Origin of the sequence: Methylobacterium haplocladii, assembly GCF_007992175.1 — a bacterium.
Classification (GTDB): domain Bacteria; phylum Pseudomonadota; class Alphaproteobacteria; order Rhizobiales; family Beijerinckiaceae; genus Methylobacterium; species Methylobacterium haplocladii.
Genome location: NZ_BJZT01000002.1, coordinates 104033 through 121112, shown reverse-complemented (window position 1 = coordinate 121112; position 17080 = coordinate 104033). Strand labels below are relative to the sequence as shown.

Genomic DNA, 17080 nt, shown 5'->3' with positions numbered 1-17080 from the left:
GGCGGTCACGCCGCGCGGGCGAGAACGTTGGCCGCTGCGAGCGCCTGATCGAGGTCGTCGGTGATGTCGTCGATGTGCTCGATGCCGACGCTGATTCGGATCATCTCCGGGGAGACGCCGGCGGAAGCCTGCTCGGCCGGCGTCATCTGCCGGTGCGTGGTCGAGGCGGGGTGGCAGGCCAGCGATTTCGCGTCGCCGATATTGACGAGCCGCTTCACCAGCTTGAGCGCGTCGTAGAAGGACTTGCCGGCCTCGAAGCCGCCGCGCACGCCGAAAGTGAGCAGCGAGGAGCCCTCGCCGCCGAGATATTTCTGCGCCATCGCGTGGTGCGGGCTCTCGGGGAAGCCTGCATAGTTGACCCAACTGATCCCGGGATGCGCGCGCAGGAATTCCGCGACCCTGCGGCCGTTCTGCACGTGCCGCTCGACTCGGAGCGCTACGGTCTCGATGCCCTGGAGCAGCAGGAACGCGCTCATCGCAGGCAGCACGGCGCCGGTGGTGCGCTGGTAGACGCTGCGGGCGCGGGCCACGAAGGCGCCCTTGCCGAAATGCTCGGCGTAGACGAGGCCGTGATAGGACACGTCCGGCACCGAGAACATCGGGAAGCGCCGGGCCTGCGCTTTCCAGTCGAACCGGCCGGAATCGACGATGAAGCCGCCCATCGTCGTGCCGTGGCCGCCCATGAACTTGGTCAGCGAGCCGAGGACGATGTCCGCGCCGTAATCGATCGGCCGCAGCAGGATCGGCGTTGCCACCGTGTTGTCGACGACGAGCGGCACGCCCCGGGCATGGGCGACGCGGGCGAGCGCCTCGATGTCGCAGATGTTGCCAGCGGGGTTGCCGATCGACTCGCAATAGACCGCGCGGGTGTCGTCATCGATCAACTTCGCGATCTCGGCCGGGTCGTCGCTCGCGGCGAACCGGCACTGGATGCCCTGACGCGGCAGCACATGGGCGAGCAGGGTGTGGGTGGTGCCGTAGAGCTGGGGCACCGAGACGATGTTGCCGCCGTGGTCGGCGAGCGTCGCGATGGCGTAGTGAAGGGCCGCCTGACCGCTGGCGACGGCGAGCGCCGCATGGCCGCCCTCGAGTTCGGCGACCCGCTTCTCCAGGACCGCCACCGTCGGGTTGGCGATCCGGCTGTAGCGGTAGCCTTCCTCCTCGAGGTTGAAGAGGGCCGCGCCGTGATCGGCGCTGTCGAAGGCGTAGGCGACGCTCTGGTAGATCGGAACCGCCACGGCATGCGTCGCCGGATCGTGGTCGAAGCCGGCGTGAACCGCGATCGTCTCGCTGCGCATGGGGATTTCCGTGCTGGAGTTGCAAGATCTGCCAGCCGTCGAGCAAGGGTCGAACCAGGCATGTCCGTATCGTAACGGGACATCCGTTCGAGCAGGCCAAACGACGGGGCATGACCTCTACCATGCCGGACGTCCGTTAAAAGTTCTTCTGAAACAATGGTTTATAAGGCCTGACCGGTCGTTCGACAGAATTGCGGAAATCATTCGGGACGTTTCCGTGTCGATCCCATCGTGGAACGGATGTGCCGTAGAAGGACTTCAAGACTTGAGGCGATATTGATCTTTCTGCCGTCAGCGCAAATGCGTGTTCGAAGTCATTAATAATACGCAGTAGAAGTTCTTGCGCGGCGTCGGAATCCTCGTAATTGCTGCCGAGATTGCGCTTCGCTCATCCGCAGGCTGGCGCCGACGAGGGAGACCGTCTTGAAGACCAAACCGATGATCCCGTCCGTGACCACCGTCGAGCTGGCGCCGGCACCGATCGAGCCGAGCTGGATCCGCGAGGGCAATCCGATGGCACGCAACGCCACGCTGTCGAGCGGCGCCGACGGTATGGCCAGCACGCTGATCTGGGATTGCACCGCGGGCAAGTTCGAGTGGATCTACGACATCGACGAGACGATCTACTTCCTCGAAGGCTCGGCGACGATCAGCGACGGCCACGGGCCGGCCAAGACCTTCGGTCCCGGCGACGTGCTGTTCCTGCCCCGTGGGGCGGTCTGCCACTGGCATGTCGAGACATACGTGCGGAAGGTCGCCTTCTGCCGGAAGACGCAGCCCTGGCTGATGACCTTCCCGCTGCGGGCCTTCGGCAAGATCAAGCGTATCCTCACGGGCAAGAACACCGCCAAGCCGGGCGGCTTCCAGGTCGGCTTGGGCGCGGCCTGAACCTCGGCGCCACCCGTCGAATCCACCAGCCGCGCGTCAGGCGCGGCCTCGCGACCCGGCCGTGACGGACCGGGTCGCCGAACGCGGTGCAGCCGAGGCGAAACCCGAGCGATGTCGACACCGGACACGGACACTTGGACGTTCTTCGAGGGCGATTGGCACTCCGGCAACGTCCGCCTGATGGGGCCGCGCACGCATGGCGCGTGGCTCGGCTCGACCGTCTTCGACGGAGCCCGCGCCTTCGAAGGTGTTACGCCCGATCTTGAGCTGCACCTGGCGCGGGTGAACCGTTCGGCGGAGGCTTTGGGTCTCAAGCCGAAGGTGAGCGTCGAGCAATGGGACGGGCTGGTCCGAGATGGGCTCGCCCGATTCCCGCACGATGCCGAGCTCTACATCCGCCCGATGTACTGGGCGGAATCCGGCTTCGCGGGCGGCGTGCGGTTCGACCCCGAGACCACCAACTGGTGCCTGTCCATCTACGTCGCCCCGATGCCGCTGCCGACCGGCGTGCGGGCGACCCTCTCGCCGTTCCGGCGTCCATCGATCGAGATGGCGCCCGTGGACGCCAAGGCCGGCTGCCTCTACCCGAACGGCGCGAGAGCGCTGACGGAAGCGCTCTCGCGCGGCTTCGGCAACTGCCTGATGTGCGACGGTCTCGGCAACATCGCGGAATTCGCCAACGCCAACGCCTTCTTCGCCCGCGACGGCATCGTCTACACGCCGGTGCCGAACGGTACCTTCCTCGCGGGCATCACTCGCGCCCGCGTAATCGCGCTGTTGCGCGCGGAGGGGGTCGCCGTCGTCGAGAAGACGCTGCTCTACGACGACTTCCTGCAGGCGGACGAGGTCTTCACCGCGGGCAACTTCGCGAAGGTGGCCCCGGTCATCGGGCTCGACGACGCCCGCTTCGAGCCGGGTCCGATCTTCCGTCTCGCGCGCAAGCTCTACTGGGAGTTCGCACACCGCTAGCGATGGTGCCGTCGGCGACGGGCGCCGCCCGCTCACTCGCCGAACAGAACCTGCTCCGTGTAGCTGAGGTCCCCGACCGGGACGGGGTGCGGTCCCTTCGCGTAGCGCGGAGCGCGGTCGTGGATGTAGCGGCCGACCACGCCTGGCATCGGGCCGTTCGCATCGAGGAACAGAAGCGGGATGCCGTGCCGGAACAGCAGGTGGCGGCCGAGCGCTCCGAGCCAGCGTCCGAGGGTTTCGCCCGCCGGGCCATAGACGAGTTGATAGCAGGGGAGGGTGGGGCTCGCCGACCAGCGCGGAAGGGCCTTGATGCGATGCGGCTGCAGGACGACGGCCTGGGCCGCATTGCCTTCGCGGCAGACCAGCACGAGGCAGCCGTAGCCCGCGTGGTCACGGGCGATCGCCTGTTCCCGCGGGGGCAGCAGCGCGAGGTTCGCGTCTGCGAGAGTCTCGACTCGCTGCCCGCGCCGGATCCGGCTCAGAGCCGGGGCCGCAAGCAATTGCCCGTCGGCGTAGGCCCGAAAACCGCGAGCCCGATGCATCGCCCTGGTGTGAACGGTCGGTGAGATGTTGAGATAGGTTACGGACTTGTCGCGCATGGCGCGCCCGTCGAGGAGCGTGGCCGCGGCCCGGACGGCCGGCTCCACGTACCAGCTCGACAGGTTGCAGCGCAGGTGCGAGCCGGCACCGTCCTCGATCCGCGTGTAGAGCGTGAGCAGCACGCCGACCACGGCGCCGTCGCGTTCGAGCAGGTAGCCGTAGCGCGGCACGCCGTCCGGCACGCCGCGGGCGATGTGGCGCTCCAGACCCCGGCGCCAATGCGCTTCCGATCGGCCGGAGAAGCCCTTGCACAACAGCGCGACGACCGCGTCGCGGTCGGTCTCCTCGATCATCCGGCAGCGCAGGGCAGCGGCATTGGCCGGGATCGCGGCGGCTTTTTGTGCCGGTTCGGCTACGATCATGTTCATGACAGGGTACTCACCCCTGGACCTGTACCCGCAGCGCGTACGTGGCCTGCTGGGTTGTGGCTGGCGCTGGGACGGTCCGCGGATGACCGGAGCAAAGATGAGACTTCGCCCGCTAATTCTTGGTTAAGGCGCGCGACGAGGCGTCCGTTACCGAGTTTCGCTGCGCCCGTTGCCGACCTGCCGGACCGCCGCCGGCTGATGCGTTCGGACATCGTGTCCTTCAGGCTCAGCCGTCATTGCGAGGCAAAGTCGAAGCGATCCGGCGCCAACGTACTGACGTTGCGGGTGTGGCCCTGGGTTGCTTCGCTACTCTTGCAAAGACGAAGAAGGCTCCGATCCGATACGCCGGAAGTGGTATCACGTGAGACGGTACGCGGCCCGGTTCACCTCCCGGCCAGCGCCTTCTCGCGGATTGCGGTCAGGCTCATGCCGGGCGAGATCGCGTCGGTCGACATCTTCAGATGGATGATGGACGGCTGGCCCGAGGCGAGTGCCGCCTCCAGCGCGGCCGGGAAATCCGCGGTACGCTCCACCGTGATGCCGAAGCCGCCGAAAGCGCGGGCATAGGCGGCAAAATCCGGGTTGCGCAGGTCGGTCGCTGCGACGCGGCCGGGAAAATCCCGCTCTTGGTGCATGCGGATGGTGCCGTAGCTGGCATTGTCGCAGATGATGCAGACGATGGGCAGATCGTACTGGACGGCGGTGGCGAATTCCTGCCCGTTCATCAGGAAGTCGCCGTCGCCCGCGAGCGAGATCACCGTGCGCTCCGGATAGATCCGCTTGATCCCGACCGCCGCCGGCACGCCGTAACCCATCGAGCCCGAGGTCGGCGCGAGATGCGTGGCGCGCTGCCGGAAGCGGTAGTAGCGGTGGATCCAGGCCGCGTAGTTGCCGGCACCGTTGCAGAGGATCGCGTCGGGCGGCAGCGTCTCGCGCAGGTGGATCATCACCGCGCCGAGGTTCACGTCGCCGGGCTGCGGTGTCGCCTTCTCGCTCCAGGCGAGATAGTCGGCATGGGCCGCGCGGGTCTGTTTCGCCCACGGCACCGTTGCAGGCGCATCGAGGCGCGCCAGAGCCGCCGCCATGCGGTTGGGCGCGGCGTTGATCGCGAGATGCGGGACGTAGACCCGTCCGAGTTCCTCCGAACCCGGATGGACGTGGACGAGCCGGCTGCGCGGGTTCGGGATGTCGATGAGCTCGTAGCCCTGGCTCGGGACTTCGCCGAGGCGTCCGCCCAGCACGATCAGCAGGTCGGCCGCTTTGGCTCGCGCGACGAGCTTCGGGTTGGCCGCCAACCCGAGATCGCCGGCATAGGCCGGGTGCAGAGGATCGAACAACGGCAGCCGGCGGTAGCTCGTGGCGACCGGCAGGTCGAAACGGTCGGCGAAGGCGTGGATGTCGCGATAGGCCGCCTCGCTCCAGCGGCTGCCGCCGAGCAGCAGGAAGGGCCGTTCAGCCTCCGAGAGTAACGCCGCGAGCTGCTCGATCTCCTCGTGCCCGGGGGCGGCCTCGACCGGGCGCCAGGGTGCGGCGAGCGGGCCTGGACAGGCATCCTTCAGCATGTCCTTCGGCAACGCGATCACCACCGGACCCGGCCTGCCCCCGGTTGCTGCATGGAATGCGCGCGAGACGTATTCCGGCACACGCGCCGCGTCGTCGATCTCGGTGGCCCATTTGGCGATCGGGCCGAAGGCGGCGCGGTAATCGACCTCCTGCCAGGCCTCGCGGTCGCGCAGATGGCGTTCGATCTGGCCGACGAACATGATCAGCGGCGTCGAATCCTGCTGTGCGATGTGGATGCCGGCCGAGGCGTTGGTCGCGCCGGGTCCACGGGTCACGAAGCAGATGCCGGGCCGGCCCGTCGCCTTGCCGTAGGCCTCCGCCATCATCGCGACGCCGCCTTCCTGGCGGCAGACCGTGATCTGGATGCGCGATTCGTAGAGGGCGTCGAGCACCGGCAGGAAGCTCTCGCCGGGCACCGTGAAGACGTGGTCGACGCCGTTCGCGGCAAGCTGATCCACCAGCGCCTGGGCCGCGCTGCGGCTCGCGATGGGACCGTTGGAGACGTCTTGGTCGAGCATGGTGCGATCCGGACCGTCGCGGGCGAGCCTCTTACGGATGCCGGGACCATGTGGATTGTCCCGTATCCTGCGCCGGAACACTTCGCCCGTCGGTGCCGCGCCGTACAGGCGTAGCGCTCAGGCCGTGAAGATTTGGAGAACGCGTCGGCCTGCCGGTGATCTCAAGTCCCGATGACCGCGGCCTCGGTATAGGCAAGGTCGCCGCAGCGTGGGGTGACGGGTCCGCGCGCGTATTTCGGCATGCGCCCGGCCAGGAAGCGACCGGGCAGGCCGGGCACCGCGCCCTGCGCGTCGAGCAGGAGCAGGAACAGGCCGTGCCGGGCGAGGGCGCGTCCGACTGCATGCGACAGCCGGCGCCAGTCCAAGGCTTCCGCGCAATAGACGATCTGCGCGATCGGCAGGCGCCCCTTGATCAGCCGGCGCGCCACCACGAACGGATAGGCTCGCCCGTCGGCGACGCACCAGAAGGTGATGCAGCCGAGTGCCGCGTGATGCTCCATCAGCGCGGCTTCGGCGGGATCGACGGTCACGTCGGCACCCGGACGCCCCGCGGATATCGTCGCGCGTCCGAGCCCTGCCAGCGACGCCAAGGGTGCCGCGAGCATCACGCCCTCGGTATAGCGGCGGAACCCTTGCGCCTCGATGATCGGCCGGGTGTGACGCTCCGAGGAGATGTTGACGTAGGTGATCGATCGGTCGCGCAGGGCGGCGCTGACCAGCATGGTGCCGAAGCGGCGGTAGCCCTCCTCGACGTACCAGCTCGACATGTTGCAGCGTGTACCCCCGGCTCCGTAGAGCGTCAGAAGGCAACCGACGAGGGCGTCTCCGTCCGCCAGCACGAAACCGAGACCGGGCAAACGCTCCGCCTCCGTCCAGGCACGGAGCTGCGTCAGGGATCTGCGCCAGTCCACGAGGCTGCGGGCCGGAAAGCCCTGCGTCAGAAGCAGCCCCAGAGCATCGATGTCGGCCGGCCCGACACGACGGCAACGCACGCCCGGGCGCGGTTCGGTCGTCGCGGACGCGGCTGCGGCTGCGGCTGGGGCCGATGAAGCGTCTCGGATCGTCGTCATCGCTCGCCTTCGCTTGTCTCCGAACGACACGCCGGCCGGACGCCTTTACCGAAAAGCGTGCCGGATCCGAACGGCCGCTCCGCCGCGCCCCGGGTCTCGATCTTGCAACCGCAGGCTTCGAATACGCTCGTTTGCCATTTCTGCACGGGTTCGACGAGTTCGGATCGCCACTCGAATAGGGCCTCACTCTAGTGAGGCGACGTTAAATGTTTTCGGGAGGGGTGAACGACGTCATGCGAACCCTTGCAATGCGGTTTCCTGCAACATGATCCAGGCCTTGAAGTCTTCGGTGCTCGGACGTCTGTCGCGGGCCCCTGCGACGGTCGGCGCAGCGCCCCGCGGCGGGTTCGGCAGCCGGTTCGCCGTGATCCTGTCCGGCGAATTGATCCAGAGCCTGTTCCACTTCGTGCTGAACGTCGTGCTCGTGCGGACACTGAGCCAGCACGATTACGGGCTGTTCGCGATCGTGTTCACGAGCGGTGCGGTTGGCATCGCCTATATCCGGGCGCTGGTCGCGGTGCCGGCGACACTCTTCCTGTCGCGCAGCCTCGGCCGCCCGGCGGAGCGCGGCTACGACATCGTGTTCGGCTCCGGCGCGCTCGTCGTCGCGCTGGGCATGGGCCTTCTCGCGACGGCCATCCTCGGTGCGGTGATCGGCGCCTACGGAGCGCTCGCCGCGGGAGCCTTCATCGCCCTCTATGCCTTCCGGAGTTATCTGCGGATCGTCCTGCTGGCGCGGAAATCCGCGCGGATCGCGGGGATGAGCGATGCCGTCTATGCGGGCGTCGGACTGCTGTTCGCGCTGCTCACCCTGCATGGCAGCGACACCGCCGTCCTCGACCACGCCTTCCTGTCGCTCGCGTTCGCCCATGCCTGCGGCATCGCCGTGTCGTACTTCGCCCTGCGCCAGCCGCTCCGCATCACCCTGCGCCGATCGCTCTGGCGCCGTTACCTCTCGCTCTGGCGCACGCTGCTCTGGTCGCTGACTGGGGTGACCAGCATCACCGTCCAGGGCCAGGGGCTCACGCTGGCCTTCGCAGCCATCGTCGGCCCGGCGGCCTATGCGCCGATCGCCGCCACGCTCGTGCTCTTCGCGCCGCTGCGCATCCCGACCAACGCGCTCACCAACATGGCGCTCGCCGAGGTGACCGGGCTGCTGGCGCAGGGCCGCACCAGCGCGGCCTACCGGATCGTGGTGCGGTCCACAGCGGTGATCGCCATCGCGAGCCTGATCTACGGATTGGCGATGTGGGGCGCGCTGCCGATCATCGAGCATTATCTCTTCAAGGGGCGGTTCAGCCACGAGCCGATGAACCTGATCGGCTTCGCCGTGTGGGGCGTGGTCGCGATCTCGCTGCTCTACGCCATCCCCCGCGCCTATCTCGAAGCGTCGGCGGCGTTCCGCACCATCGCCTGGGGCGCGATCGCCGCCGCCTGCATCGGTTTCACGATCATGATCCCGATGCTGCTGACCCTGCCGCCGCACTACGCGCTGGCCGGGTTGGCGGCCTCCGAGCTCGCCGTCGTCCTCGGGTCGGCCATCGCCTTCCGCAAGTTTGCGCGCCGGGCGGACAAACGGGTCCTGGAAGCGGCCGCGGCCGTCGCGGAGGCCGCGGCACCGCACGAGGACGTCCCGACCGGGCGCAGGGAGACCGCGGTGCCGATACGCGCTACCTACGCGCCGGCCTATTCGGCGCCTGCGGAATGAAAGCCGCCGGCGCACAGACGGCGGCCGTCGCGAACAGGCGGCGGACCATGGCGTTTCCGGGCGCGGGCAGCGTGGCAAAGGGTCTGGGGGCCGATCGGGGCGAACGCGCGTTCCCTCCGGTCGGACCGTCGGCAGGGTTGGTCGCGGAGCAGGAGAGGGCGATGAACATTTCGGTCCGAGACATCCCCCCTCCGCCTACGAGCGCCGCCCTGCTGAAGATGGCCATGCGCCGGCTCACCGGGGGAGTCGTCGTCGTCACAGCCGGCTCGGGAGACGAACGCGTCGGCCTCACGGCGACCTCGGCGGTCTCGCTCTCCGTCGATCCGCCGACCATGCTCGTCTGCGTGAACCGCGCCTCGTCGACCTGGCCGGTGATCGCCCGGCGGCGGCACTTCTGCGTGAGCATCCTCGGCGCGGAGCATCAGGCCGTGGCCGAGCGCTTCGCCGGCATCGGATCTCTGCGTGGGGCCGAGCGCTACCAGGGCGCAGACTGGATCGTCATGAGATCCGGCGCCTCCGGGCTCGCCGGGGCGCAGGCCATCGTCGATTGCGAGATCGACGAGGTCATCGAGCGCCACAGCCACGCGATCCTGCTCGGCGCGGTCCGCGAGGTCCGGGTAGCTCACCAGGAATCGGGCTCCCTCGTCTACCGGCTCGGCTGCTTCGGAAGCGTGCCGCTGGCCTGATCCTTCGGAGCGCCAACTCGCCGTCCGTCCAGGACCTCGCGGAAGCAGGCCACCATGCCGGCGGCCGAGGCCTCCTCGGCGAAGATCGCGCAATAGCGTTGCCGGGCCGCAGCGGGAAATCCGGCCCAACGCGCCGGGTCCGTCACCAGCGCCGTCAGCCGCTGTGCCAGCGCCGCGGAATCGCCGGGCGGGACCAGCCAGCCGGTGACGCCATCTTCCACCACCTCTGGCAGGCCGCCAATCTCCGAGACGACGGGCGGAATGCCGTAGGCCATCGCCTCGATCGCGACGCGACCGAGGGATTCGGGTAGCCGGGAGGGCACCACCGCGATGTCCGCCCAGCGGAAATGCTCGGACGGGTCCGGCGTAAACGGCAGCCGTTCGATCGACCGGTCCAGTTCGGCCTCGGTGATGGCGTCTGCCAACGCCCGCTCGCGCTCCGCATCCTCGAAGGCGCTGCCGACGATCCGCAGGGCGATCCGGTCACGGATCGCGGCGGGCAGGCTGCCCATCGCCTCGACCATTGCGTCCTGGCCCTTGATGCGGCTGATCCGGCCCAGCATCAGCAGTCGCAGAGGCCGGTCGCCGCGATACGCCATCCCCTTCGGCCGGCCCGGATCGGCGATGCCGTTATAGACGACCCGTCCGGCCCTTGCGGGGTTCGGCGCGAAGGCCCGCTGCGTCGCCCGCGAGTTGAAGATGATGCCGCAGCCGCTCCAGCGCGTCAGCGCCCGCAGCACGGTCCTGACGAAGCCTTCGGGGATCTCGTGGATATGCACCACGCAGCGGCGGCGGAAGAATCGCGCGGCCACGAGATAGTCGGCCACCACCGAAGTGTTCACGTAGACGAGATCGCTGCGCGCCATCCGCACGACCGCCCGTCCGACGGCGACCGGCAGGGTCAGCAGCCCCAAGGTCGCAAGCCGCGGCAGGTCGCGGCGGCGCAGGATCCACAGCGGCTCGACGAGGATGCGGGTGGCCAGCAGCTCCAGTGGCGCGACGATCGGGCCATGGCGCGGGAGAATCACATCGATCGACGCTTCAGGCCACGTCTCGCGGATCACGCGAACGGTTTCGATGAAGCTTCTATCGGACCCGTACAGTTCGTAGCCCTGATGAACGCATGTGATACGCATATTCTACCTACATCTTGCGGGTGAATTAACTTTAATAGCAAATTCACCGCTTGGCATTGTCTGTAGAGACTGTCGAACAGAGGTCACGGTCTATAGGTCGATCCTTAAATATTGGCGCAGCACGATCGCGTCGCGGGTGATTGGCCGGGTCAGCGATCTCGCCGCCAACATCCCAGGAATCGATGGCCAGAATGACGACCCAGCCGACACCTTCACTCCTGATTCTCGGAACGCGCGGATTGCCCGCCGATCACGGAGGCTTCGAGACCTTCGCGGAGCGGCTCGCCCTTTTCCTGGTGGAGCGCGGCTGGTCCGTCGGCGTCTATTGCCAGGACGAGGTCGGGCGGGTCGACACCCGGTTCCGCTCCGAGACGTGGCGCGGGATCGAGCTCATCCACGTGCAGGTGTCGTCCCGCGGCCCGCGGGCGACCCTTGAATTCGACTATCACTGCGTGCGGCACGCCGCACAACGCGAGGCGGTGAGCCTCGTCCTCGGCTATAACGGCGCGGTATTCCTGCCGCTGCTGCGCCTCGCCGGCCGCAAGATCGTGACGAACATGGACGGCATCGAGTGGCGCCGGCCGAAATGGTCGATGCCCGTGCGGGCGTGGTTCTGGGTCAACGAATGGATCGCGGCGTGGTCGTCGCACCACCTCGTCGCCGATCATCCGGCCATCGCCGATCACGTCGCCACGCGCCGGCCGCGCCGGGCCATCAGCATGATCCCCTATGGCGGAGACCCGGTTCTGACGGCGCCGAGCGAGCCGCTCGTGCCCCTCGGCCTGGAGCCCGGACGCTACATGGTCTCGATCTGCCGGATCGAGCCGGACAACAATATCCTCACCATCGTCGAGGCTTTTTCGCGGATGAAGCGCGGAGCGAAGCTGGTGGTGCTCGGCGAGCTGCGCGAGGGGAACGACTACCATCGGCGTGTCCGCGCGGCGGCGAGCGACGAGGTGATCTTTCCCGGCGCCATCTACGATGCGGCGACCGTCGGTGCGCTGCGTTTCCACGCCAGGGCCTACCTGCACGGCCACACCGTGGGCGGGACCAACCCGTCGCTGGTCGAAGCCCTCTGGGCCGGGAGTGCCGTCATCGCCCACGACAATCCCTACAACCGGCTGACGGCCGGCGAGGACCAGAACTACTTTACCGATATTGGCAGCTGCGAGACGCTGATCGCCCGCCTGCTCACCGACGATGCGGCGCTTGGAAAGGCGCGCGAGAGCGCCCGGCTCGAGTCGCTGCGATTCGACTGGACGGACATCCTGCAGGCCTACGAGATGATGATCGTCACGGTGGCGGACAGCCGCGCCAAGGCAAGCCAGGGCTACGTGCCGGCGCCGGACACCGCGAACGGCCTGACCATCGACGGACCCACCGCGACCCGGTGATGGCGTACGACGGCGCCACGCGGCGCGGTGTGATCGGGGGCGGGCTCGCCAGCGTGCTCGCCCCGCGTACCGCCGCGGCGGCGCGCACCGGGCCGGAGCCGATCGCGATCCGCCGCGGGATCAACCTCTGGCCGTGGTTCTCGCTCACCCGCGAGTTTCCGGCGCCGCGCACGGATTACGGCTGGCCGGCCTTTCAGGAGCGGCGCCCTGTCCCGACCCGCTCCGACCTGTCGCGCCTCGCCCGGGTGGGCTTCGACTTCGTCCGTCTTCCCGTCGATCCCGGCCCCTTCCTGGCCTTCGACGGCGCGCAGCGCGCGGCGCTTTTCGCCGACCTGCATTCCGCGATCGCCGCGATCCTGGCCGAGGGCCTCACCCTCGTCCTCAACCTCCACGCCAATGCGGCGACGCACCACTACAATCCGGGCAACCTCTACGGCGAACCCCGCGCCCCGCTGCTGCCGGCCTATCGTGCGCTGGTGGCGGAGCTGGCCCGGGACCTGACACGGTACTCGCCCGAGCGGGTCGCGTTCGAGCCGGTGAACGAGCCGACGCAGGATTGCGCGTCCGCCTCCTGGACGCTGGTGCAAACCGATCTGCTCGCGGCGGCACGGGTCGCCGCGCCCCGACTGACGCTTGTTGCGACGGGGGCCTGCGGCAGCATGATCCGCGGCCTGACGGCGCTCGATCCGGCCCCGCTGCGGCTCTACGGGCCGCTGCTCTACACCTTCCACTTCTACGAGCCGTACCTGTTCACCCATCAGGGCGCGCCCTGGATGCGGGAGCCCGTCTATCGCTCGCTGAACGCGGTGCCGTGGCCGGCCTCCACCGGGCGCCTCGACGCGACGCTCGCAGCCGTCCGTGCCCGGATGGCGCAGGACGATGAGAGGCCGGAGGCGGACAAGGCGGACGCCTACCGGCTGACCGAAGCGAAGCTCGCGGAGTACTTCGCCGCGCGTCCGGACCGCGGCTTCGTCGACCGCTATCTCGGGCAGGTCCGCGACTGGTCGGTGCGCAACGCGATCCCGACCGGGCAGATCCTGATGGGCGAGTTCGGCGCCTTGCGCAGCGACCATCGCTACGTCGCCTCGGGTGCAGCCGACCGCGCCCGCTACGTCGCCGACGTGCGCCGCAGCGCGGAGACCTACGGCTTCCCCTGGGCGTTCTGGAACCTGTTCGACGGCATGGGAATCATGGACGACACTGCCCGCGAGCTCGATACGGACATGCTCGGCGCCCTCGGCCTGCGCCTGCCCACCCTCGGTCTACGGCCCTGATCAGGCCATGTCCGTCTCTTCCTCCGGTGCGGGAGCCCGGTACAGCGCCAGAAGCAGGATCACGAACTTCGCCACCAGCGTCGTTTTGCTGCCGACGCTCTCGTAGGTGTTGGCGAGGACGGCGAAGGTGATCATCGGCATGGCGATGCCGGGGCGGCAGCGCTGTCCGATCTCGTACAGGAACAACGCCAGGGCGACGGTGAGCAGGGCCGTCATCGCGGCGCCCTGGTAGAGCAGGAGCCGGACGATCGGGTTCTCCAGACCCATCGCCAAACCGTTGATGCGGCGCATGCTGTCGATGACGGTCGGGTCCGGGCCGATGACGAGTTCGCGCAGCGACAGCCGGCCGAACAGGTCCAGCACCACGACTCGCGCATTGGCGCTGCCGCCATCGTCGACGAAGCGGCCGAGCAGGGCGTCGAAGAAGCCGAAGCCGGCGAGCCCGGCAAGCGTCAGCCCGAGCAGGGGCAGGGCGAAGGCGGCGCCCGCCACCGCGAGCAGCGGGATCTGCCCCCGCATGACGGCCCGGACCATTCCGATGAGTCCGAGGCCGCCGCCGAGGACGAGGGTGACGACGATTCCCGAACGGCCGCCGAAGGCGACGAGGGCGGCGATCTGCAATCCGATGACGACGAGCCGCCGCATTGCGCCGAGCGATCCGCCGCCCGCCGCGAGGGCGACGACGTAACAGGCCGTCAGGGTCGCATTCGTGAGCGGATGACCCTGCAGGGCGACCGAGCGCGTGTCGTATTCGAGCAGCGCGCCGTCGAGCCGGTAGGGGAAGAAGCGCTGGCCCGAGACGAATTCGAGGAGGCCCAGGGCCGCGTTCACGGCCATGACGACATGGATCGTGGTCTCGATCCGCTTCATCGTTCGCCCGTCGCAGCCGATGAAGAGGATGGCGACGATGGCGGGCAGCAGGAACGTATCGATCGCGCCCGCGATGCCTGCGCCGCCGCGCACGACGATCTGGACGGCGAGGCCGATCCCCATCACACCGAGCAGGAGGCCGGCGGGCCGGCGTTCGAGCGCCGTGACCGCGTTGGCCACGGGATTGCCGACGCGGGCCATCGTCCAGGCAAGGAGCACGATGGACAGGTAGGTGGCGGGGTGGATCTTCTGGGCCGCCGAACCGGTCAGCCCGTCGTAGTTGATGCCGACGAGCCAGAGCATGCCGCCCGACACGCCGAAGACGAGGACCGTCAGCACGATGAGCGCGAGATCCGGTGGTGGCGTCAGGCTCGCCCGCTCCGGCGCCCAGAGACGCGCCTCGGCCTGGATCATCGCGTCCTGACCCGATCGTCCACGAGCACGGCGCCGAACGCCGCCCGTCCCATCGCCGAGGCGACGCGGTCGAGATCGGTGAGATCGGCCTGCAGGGTCCGGCCGGCCCGCGCCACGACGAGCAGGCGGTCGGCTGAACCGACCACGGAGGCGATCCGTGTGTTCGCCGGCAGGATCCCGCCATTGACCAGGACAAGATCGAACCGGCCGCCGACATGGTCGAAAAACTGTTCGACATTGGCCCGGTCGAAGGCGCCGCTTACCGGCTTGTCGCCGTTGCCGATCCCGAGCCAGCGGGCGCCAGTGGCCGGGTTCGTCGTGATGGCCGCGTAGAGGCTCATCTCGCCGCGCAGGACTTCGAGCAGCCCACCCTTTCCGAGATCGTCGGCGTTGAGGTCGGCTTCGACGACGAGGACCCTGTCGCCCCGCGCCGCAGCGGTGCCGGACAGGACGTCGATGACCGATCGCTGCTCGCCGGCATCGCCGATCGAGGCCACGACCACGACGACGAGGGCTCGCTCGACCCCGTTCGGCGGCCTGAACTGGCTGCGCAGGGTGTCGAGGGCGACGATCGCCTCCTTCTGACAGGCGGGATCATGAGGGTTCAAGGAGCGAGGCAAGGTCGCCAGGACCGGCGCCCCGAGCAGCCGCTCGCATTGCCGGCGGGAGAGCAAAGCTGGCCGCGCGTATTCGCGCACCATCGCGAGCCCGACGCCGATGCCGAGGCCCGCCATGAGGCCGGCGGACAGGATCAGCCCGCGCAGCGGCCAGCTGCGTTCCTCGGGCGGCTGCGCCCAGGTGATCACCCGGGTGTTGGCCGTGTCGATATTGGCCTGCTCGGCGATTTCCCGCGAGCGCACGAGATAGGTGTCGTAGATGGAACGGCTCGCCTGGACGCTGCTCTCGAGCTCGCGCAGCTGGACGGTGGCCTTGCTCGTCTGCACCGACTCGGTGCGCAGTTCGGTGAGGTTCGCCTTGAGCAGCTTCTCGGCGGCCTGCGCGCGCTGAAGCTCGATCTCTGCCGCCTTGGTGATGCGCACGAGCTCGGTGTCGATCAGGCGCTTCACGTCCGACATCTGCGTGCGGATGGCGGCCATGTAGGGATGGCGGGCGCCCATCTGGGTGCGCAGGTCGCCTTCCTTGCTGGCAAGCTCCGAATATTGCGAGCGCAGACGCTCGATCGTCGGCGATTGGATCGCCTCCGGCAGCGCGCTCGTGTCGAAGGCGGCGCCGCGGACGCCCTGGAGATCCTGGAGCTTGCTCTTCGTCTCGGCGATGCGGTTGCGGGCCGCGATCAGGCGGGCGTTGCTGTCGGTCAGTTGCTGCTCGCTGACGAGGCGGCCGCTCGACGCGATCAACCCGTTCGCCGCCTTGAAGGCTTCGAGCCGCGTCTCCGCCGCATTGACGTCCGTGCGCAGGCTGTCGAGACGACCGCGCAGCTCCCCGGAGGCGCGGTTCGCGGCGTTCGACCGAGCCTCGGCCTGATCGGCGAGATAGGCCTTGGCGATGGCGTTGACGATGCGGGCGGCCTTGTCGGGATCGGACACCGTCACGATCACGTCCACCACGAAGACCTTGTCGGCCCGCTTGACGGCGAGCTTCCGCCGCAGCTTCAGCAGCGCCAGCGTCCTTCGGTTCCGCTCGACCTCGCGGCTGCCGAACAGCGCCGTTTGGAGACCCTGCACGGTCTCCTGGACGAGGCCCCGGGTCGGAGCACCGAATTCGGGATCGTCTTCCAGTCCGGTCTCGGCAATGGCCCGCAGGAGGACCGAGTCCGACTCGATGACCTTGACCTGGCTCTCGACGACGGTGACCCCGCCATCCGGCGCGACGGCGCTATCGTTGAGGTCGCGGCTCACGACCTGGCGGTTGCGCGGGTCGATCAGGAGCTGCGACGTAGCGGAAAACAGGGGAGCGGCGAGGAGGCTGTAGAGCAGCGCGCCGAGGAGAAAGATCGCAGTCGTGAACAGCACGGTCCCGCGGCGGCGCACGATGATGCGCCACAGGTCGCCGACATCGGCCGCCGTGTCCTTTGCCGCATGGTTCGGCCGGATCGGGACATAGGGCAGCAGCATGTTCGGCTGCGCCGAAACACGTTCGCCCTGTCTCACGCTTGGCCATTGTTGGTTCAAGGCGGAGCTCCGTCCTCTCGTCCGCGGTCCGGTCTGCAAAATCTGCGCGACGGCTCGGCCGCGTCCGAAGGCTCGGCCCGGGGCCGGTCCGGTCGAAACGTTAAGTGATCAATACCTAATCGACCGTAGCGCCCATCTGCTCATTCTCGTGTTTTTCCGAGGCTGTGCCTCCAGGTCTGTGGCATCAAGAAA

The 17080-nt window shown here is 68.4% G+C and carries 13 protein-coding genes; 6 read left to right on the top strand and 7 right to left on the bottom strand.

The annotated features are described in order from the left end of the window. Positions 1 to 5: 5 nt before the first annotated feature. Positions 6 to 1298, bottom strand: a complete 1293-nt coding sequence (locus MHA02_RS01060) for an O-acetylhomoserine aminocarboxypropyltransferase/cysteine synthase family protein (protein ID WP_147076112.1) — start codon at positions 1296 to 1298, stop codon at positions 6 to 8. Between the two features lie 438 nt (positions 1299 to 1736). Between MHA02_RS01060 and MHA02_RS01055 the strand changes: the two genes are divergently transcribed. Both MHA02_RS01055 and MHA02_RS01050 read left to right on the top strand, forming a co-directional pair. Further along, positions 1737 to 2186, top strand: a complete 450-nt coding sequence (locus MHA02_RS01055) for a cupin domain-containing protein (protein WP_147076153.1) — start codon at positions 1737 to 1739, stop codon at positions 2184 to 2186. Positions 2187 to 2297: 111 nt separating this feature from the next. Next, positions 2298 to 3155, top strand: coding sequence for a branched-chain amino acid aminotransferase (locus tag MHA02_RS01050; RefSeq protein WP_147076111.1), 858 nt, complete (start codon positions 2298 to 2300; stop codon positions 3153 to 3155). Positions 3156 to 3187: 32 nt separating this feature from the next. Here the strand turns inward: MHA02_RS01050 and MHA02_RS01045 are convergent, their stop codons facing one another. The 3 genes from MHA02_RS01045 to MHA02_RS01035 form a co-directional block, all read right to left on the bottom strand. Next, positions 3188 to 4123, bottom strand: coding sequence for a hypothetical protein (locus tag MHA02_RS01045; protein ID WP_238180172.1), 936 nt, complete (start codon positions 4121 to 4123; stop codon positions 3188 to 3190). A gap of 383 nt (positions 4124 to 4506) precedes the next feature. After that, on the bottom strand, positions 4507 to 6204 hold the full coding sequence (locus MHA02_RS01040; RefSeq protein WP_147076110.1) for a thiamine pyrophosphate-binding protein: 1698 nt from the start codon (positions 6202 to 6204) through the stop codon (positions 4507 to 4509). A gap of 161 nt (positions 6205 to 6365) precedes the next feature. Then, positions 6366 to 7274, bottom strand: a complete 909-nt coding sequence (locus MHA02_RS01035; protein ID WP_170248956.1) for an acyl-CoA acyltransferase — start codon at positions 7272 to 7274, stop codon at positions 6366 to 6368. Between the two features lie 265 nt (positions 7275 to 7539). On the opposite strand from MHA02_RS01035, the gene MHA02_RS01030 reads away from it, so the two are divergent. Together MHA02_RS01030 and MHA02_RS01025 are read left to right on the top strand one after the other, a co-directional pair. Continuing rightward, positions 7540 to 8982 carry a polysaccharide biosynthesis protein gene (locus MHA02_RS01030; protein WP_174804632.1) on the top strand — a complete coding sequence of 481 codons (1443 nt, stop codon included), beginning with the start codon at positions 7540 to 7542 and terminating at the stop codon, positions 8980 to 8982. A 161-nt stretch (positions 8983 to 9143) separates the two neighbouring features. Further along, positions 9144 to 9668 carry a flavin reductase family protein gene (locus MHA02_RS01025; protein ID WP_147076108.1) on the top strand — a complete coding sequence of 175 codons (525 nt, stop codon included), beginning with the start codon at positions 9144 to 9146 and terminating at the stop codon, positions 9666 to 9668. Here the strand turns inward: MHA02_RS01025 and MHA02_RS01020 are convergent. Then, positions 9629 to 10696: a glycosyltransferase family 4 protein gene (locus tag MHA02_RS01020; protein ID WP_238180171.1), complete on the bottom strand. Its 1068-nt coding sequence runs from the start codon at positions 10694 to 10696 to the stop codon at positions 9629 to 9631. The two genes, MHA02_RS01025 and MHA02_RS01020, sit on opposite strands and share 40 nt — an antisense overlap. A 299-nt stretch (positions 10697 to 10995) precedes the next feature. Here MHA02_RS01020 and MHA02_RS01015 point away from each other — a divergent pair, with 299 nt between their 5' ends. Both MHA02_RS01015 and MHA02_RS01010 read left to right on the top strand, forming a co-directional pair. Next, positions 10996 to 12198 (top strand): DUF1972 domain-containing protein, encoded by a 1203-nt coding sequence (locus tag MHA02_RS01015; protein WP_147076106.1) that lies wholly within the window; start codon positions 10996 to 10998, stop codon positions 12196 to 12198. Beyond that, complete coding sequence (locus MHA02_RS01010; protein WP_147076105.1) at positions 12198 to 13472, top strand: glycoside hydrolase family 5 protein; 1275 nt, start codon at positions 12198 to 12200, stop codon at positions 13470 to 13472. Before MHA02_RS01015 ends, MHA02_RS01010 begins: the two co-directional genes overlap by 1 nt. On the opposite strand, the gene MHA02_RS01005 is transcribed toward MHA02_RS01010, so the two are convergent. After that, the gene (locus MHA02_RS01005; protein WP_210245043.1) at positions 13473 to 14756 is read right to left on the bottom strand and encodes a VpsF family polysaccharide biosynthesis protein; all 1284 of its coding nucleotides are present in this window, start codon (positions 14754 to 14756) and stop codon (positions 13473 to 13475) included. It abuts the gene before it with no gap. Continuing rightward, the gene (locus tag MHA02_RS01000) at positions 14753 to 16867 is read right to left on the bottom strand and encodes a GumC family protein (RefSeq protein WP_238180170.1); all 2115 of its coding nucleotides are present in this window, start codon (positions 16865 to 16867) and stop codon (positions 14753 to 14755) included. The genes MHA02_RS01005 and MHA02_RS01000 overlap by 4 nt, the downstream gene beginning before the upstream one ends. Positions 16868 to 17080: the final 213 nt, after the last annotated feature.